6 protein-coding genes are annotated in these 4,110 nt (G+C 63.5%); 5 read left to right on the top strand and 1 reads right to left on the bottom strand.

Annotated elements, in window-relative coordinates; all coding sequences use genetic code 11:
* Nucleotides 1–1,511 (top strand): hypothetical protein (locus GOOTI_RS06920; protein WP_007237852.1); only part of this gene is annotated, 1,511 nt, incomplete at its 5' end.
* Here GOOTI_RS06920 and GOOTI_RS06915 read toward each other — a convergent pair.
* The gene (locus tag GOOTI_RS06915) at nt 1,475–1,975 is read right to left on the bottom strand and encodes a hypothetical protein (protein ID WP_138985201.1); all 501 of its coding nucleotides are present in this window, start codon (nt 1,973–1,975) and stop codon (nt 1,475–1,477) included. The genes GOOTI_RS06920 and GOOTI_RS06915 overlap by 37 nt on opposite strands.
* A 105-nt stretch (nt 1,976–2,080) precedes the next feature.
* Between GOOTI_RS06915 and GOOTI_RS06910 the strand changes: the two genes are divergently transcribed.
* From GOOTI_RS06910 to GOOTI_RS06895, 4 genes are all read left to right on the top strand, one after another.
* Nucleotides 2,081–2,473, top strand: coding sequence for a hypothetical protein (locus tag GOOTI_RS06910; RefSeq protein WP_138985200.1), 393 nt, complete (start codon nt 2,081–2,083; stop codon nt 2,471–2,473).
* Nucleotides 2,474–2,476: 3 nt separating this feature from the next.
* Nucleotides 2,477–3,061, top strand: coding sequence for a hypothetical protein (locus GOOTI_RS06905; RefSeq protein WP_007237849.1), 585 nt, complete (start codon nt 2,477–2,479; stop codon nt 3,059–3,061).
* A 1-nt stretch (nt 3,062) separates the two neighbouring features.
* On the top strand, nt 3,063–3,836 hold the full coding sequence (locus GOOTI_RS06900; RefSeq protein WP_138985199.1) for a hypothetical protein: 774 nt from the start codon (nt 3,063–3,065) through the stop codon (nt 3,834–3,836).
* Nucleotides 3,833–4,110, top strand: a 278-nt coding sequence (locus GOOTI_RS06895) for a DUF6882 domain-containing protein (protein ID WP_007237847.1), incomplete at its 3' end; no start/stop codon positions are given. The genes GOOTI_RS06900 and GOOTI_RS06895, both read left to right, overlap by 4 nt.

The raw sequence follows: 4,110 nt of genomic DNA, 5'->3' as shown, positions 1-4,110 counted from the left end.
CGGCCACCGCCGCAGCACTGACATCGATGGCCGCAGCACTGACCTGCCGCCGCGATCTCGTCGTGCATTGCGTCAACGACCCCGACGCACCGCCCGGCCACTTCCAGCTGTCGACCGCATCAGTCACCATCAACGCAGCAGCCTTCACCGACATGGACCTGACCAGCCCACGCATTCGCGGTGTGCTGCTGCACGAGATCGGCCACGCCGAGCACACACCACGTCGGGGTGTGCCGGCCAGGCTCGCAGGATGGGTGGACTGCCTCGAGGAACCTCGCATCGAGAGGGCCATGCTCACCGCACACCCTGACGCCGCCGAATGGTTGCAGTCGTCAGCCGTCATGGCGACACCCACACAGGCCCCCCGAGATGCCGCCGAAGCGGCCGAAGCACTCATCCTCACCTTCGGGCGGATCGCTGCTGGCGTCGCCGCAGCAGATTTCGCCGGCGACCTCATCACCTGTTGCGCCGGCTGGTTCGCCGACCAAGAAGATATGCAGCACCTCGAGGCCGCTATCACCGCAGCAACCACCGTCGCCGACACCGACCTCGACAGCCTCCTCACTCATGCCTCCACGATCGCCGACATCGTTGACCGCACGACGGGCGGCAACGATGTCCCACCGCCCGGCGGGCACGGCCACAGCCATGCTCAGCCAGTAGACAACGACCACAGCAGCCCGCCGCCACACCCGCCCGCCGACACCTCACCCGAGGCGGGGATGCAGTCACATCGGGGAGCCACCACCGGGCCTGCAGATGAGCACACGGCGATGGTGTCGCCGATCGGCACGATCTCCACGACTCTCCGACCACCAACCAACGACGAAGTACGGCAAGCCATTCACGTCGGGTCGTGGTTGACCGGCCCCACCACACCCAGATCTGTTGTCAGGGGCCGCGCGGCGGCGGCGCCGCCGGGCCGACTGCATATGCCGGAACTGGTGCGCGCTCACGCCCAACTCGACATGGGTTTACAAGTGACCGCACGTCCCTGGACGCGTCTACACGTCGAAGACATGCCCACAACACCGATCGAAGTCGGTGTCATCATTGACCGCTCCCACTCTATGCGCCATCACCTCGACCACGTCGCAGGCGTCGCGTGGATCATCAGCCAGGCGTTGACCTCTTCGGGGCGTGGCCGCAGCTGCCTGTGGGGGTTCTCCGACTTCGCAGAGATCATCCCCACCAGTGACATGCACAGCGTTGTGGTGCCAGACGAGGGGAGGGGAAGCTCTGCTCTGCCTTTCGCGTTGGCCGACTACTCGAAATGGTCGAGCAGGCAACCGAACACGGCACGGACCTTAGCCATCATCTCTGATGGTGCACTCCAAGGACCCGCGATCGACACAGACGTCGACCACCTCGCCAGCACAGGGGTACGTGTCGTGTGGTTTACGCCTACAGGGAACACACCAGCACAGTTGCCGGCATCAGCGACGCACGTGGCTCTCGACGAAGCGAACCTGATTCACGAACTGCTGTCGGCGACACGGGGCGCGGATTGACCAGCAGCTTGCTCCGCGGCCAGCGCTTCGGAAACCACATGATCGTGGAATCTGGCAGCGAAACTGGCCTGCTCGTCAAGGTGCTGGCGGAACGCGTCAGCGGTGTCGAACACGACCGGCACCGGGAACTTGTCGAACTGGCCGACGTTGTACGACAACGTCCGCGCCGCCTCCGCAACATCGGCAAGCCACTCGGAATGGATCACCACTTCGTTAGGGCCCACCCCGGCCTCCGCCCATTCGGCGGACGAACGGCTACCCATGAACGTCATCTGATTCGCCGCATACCGTGTCAACCCCCGCAGCTGCTCAACACTGATGTCCTCGTGGTCGGCGCCACGTTTACGCAGCATCCCACCACCAGCCAGGCAAACCTCGGCGACGTCACTGAGCGTTCCCAGCAGGGCACCCATCGACGAGATCTCGATCTTTGTGTCCAGCAGCTGCGACAGCCAGTCGGGCATCACGTAATTGAACCGATCCATGCACACCATTATGCGAACCAGTTTTGGCCGGACCACCCACCCGAACATCGGTGCGCGATGAAACCCGTTTCGTACGGTGTGCCGGTGAGAATTGGTTCTGCCGCCAAGCTGTGCGTCGGCACCAGCGTTGCGCTGGCTGTCGTCTCGACCACAGCATGCTCGCGACCTGCCGAAGCTGACCGAACACCAACACACAGCGACATCGCCCCAGCCGCACTCGTGACAGTGCAGCTTGATGTCACCGGCACCGGCACCGGCGACATCACCTACAGCACCGCCACCAGCCTCACACGCATTGCTCGAGGAACTGTGTTGCGTGGCTGGCGATACAGCTACGACACCGACGCGAACGCCCCGATCACACTGCGCGTAACGCAATCGCCCGGAAACACCTCCAACTGTGCCGTGCACGTGGACGGACAACTGCACGTCAGCGCAGAAGGCCCCGCCGCGGACTGCTCGACGGCAGGGGTGTAGCCGATGGCGCTGCAACGATGCTCAGCTGAACCGGTGACGTTGGCCGGTCTGCGCGCCGCGCTCGGAGATCCCACAATCCTCGACGGCGTGCATCTGTTGGTGACTGCACGCGCCTACAGCACCCGATCACTCCGGCGGTCGCGCATCGACACAATCCCGGTCGCCACCCACCCCAACGGCATCGTCGAGATTGTTGCGGTGTCGGGGCACTACCGATACCTCCTGCTCGGGCACGGGCAAGCCAGACTCACCCTGCGGAACAGTGTCACCCACGTCGACGTGAAAGACGGTGTGTCAGCCAACATCACCGTCGACCAGGGGCGTCTCGTCGCCCGAGTTGCCGCAGGCAAGGTGACCATCACCCGCGGAACGAAACCGAGAGACGAAGCGCTGGCGGTATCGGGCATAGTCCGCTACCAGCAACCCGCAGTCGTCGAATGCTCCATCCCGGAAGTCGCTGTGGTGGAACAACATCCACCCATAGGAATGCGGGAAACGTTGATCGCTCTTGACGTCGGCCTGCAGCGTGAAGCCACCGAATCCGGCACCGAACTAATCCAGCAGTGGGGGTGGGTACAACGTGCATAGCTTGTCAGAAGCTGCGATCCGAACCCTGTTCCTAGTAGCTATATCTGTGTACTGGCTGACCAGCATGTTCATCCGTCGGCGTCACCGCGCACGATGGCACCTGTGGCGCATCGTCATCGCAGCCTATGTGGTGGTTGCTGTCGTATCAGTCGCCACTTTCGCGCTTACTGATACGCCACCCAACTGGGCGTACGCGGGCCTGGCAGTGATGGTCCTGACATGGGCTGCTGCGCGCACGAGCGCGACGACCGTCAGCGCCACCAGCATGAGGCAGTTGGCAGCACAGCAAGCTAAGTGGCTCGCACGGACAGAACGCGACCGCGCACGCACCCCGCGCGACTTTCCCATTGACACCGACGCCATCGCCAACTTCTGCACCTCCACCGACCTTGTAATCGTCAACATCGACGGCGGCCAAGGCGGAAACGACGGCGCCTTCGTGTCACCCAGCCTCACCGGCTACATCCTGCCCAAGCACGTCAACGCGGTAGCGGATGCAGCCTCAGATATCGGTGCACGCGTACTGATCCTCGACAGCACCGAAACCGCACCCGCAGAAGTGCTCTCCGATTTCGGCTTCAACTCCGCCGCGTGCTTCCCCCCTGACGCCGCACATATTCCTCTACCTGACGACGTGTCAATCTCCCCGCACCTCGCAACCGCGATCCGCCATTCAGTGCTGATCGTGGTCGCCACTGACCGCAACGACGTCAACTCCGCCTACGCGGCCTGGGCTGAACTTGCCGCGGCCGGCCGACGGGAGACAAGCCGATGAGCACACCCACCCCAGCTGTGTACAGCGACGACGACATCAACATATTCAGCCTCGAACACCAGATGTACTTGCTCAACGTGTGCGGCGCACACACCACATGGGCCTACGAGTACCCGAACAACATAACCCTCACAGGACTCTCGACGTTGCGCTGCGACGCACAGATCCTCGGAACCGTGAACTCTGGCCGCTGGCGGTGGGCATGGTCGGATCCGCGACTGCCCAGCTCTGCCTCACGAAGCGCACACACGGTGCGCGAAACCTCGACGGACCC

This window comes from Gordonia otitidis NBRC 100426, from assembly GCF_000248075.1.
GTDB lineage: Bacteria > Actinomycetota > Actinomycetes > Mycobacteriales > Mycobacteriaceae > Gordonia > Gordonia otitidis.
Note: the sequence above shows the minus strand (reverse complement) of the source record. Positions and strands in the feature narration are given on the sequence as shown.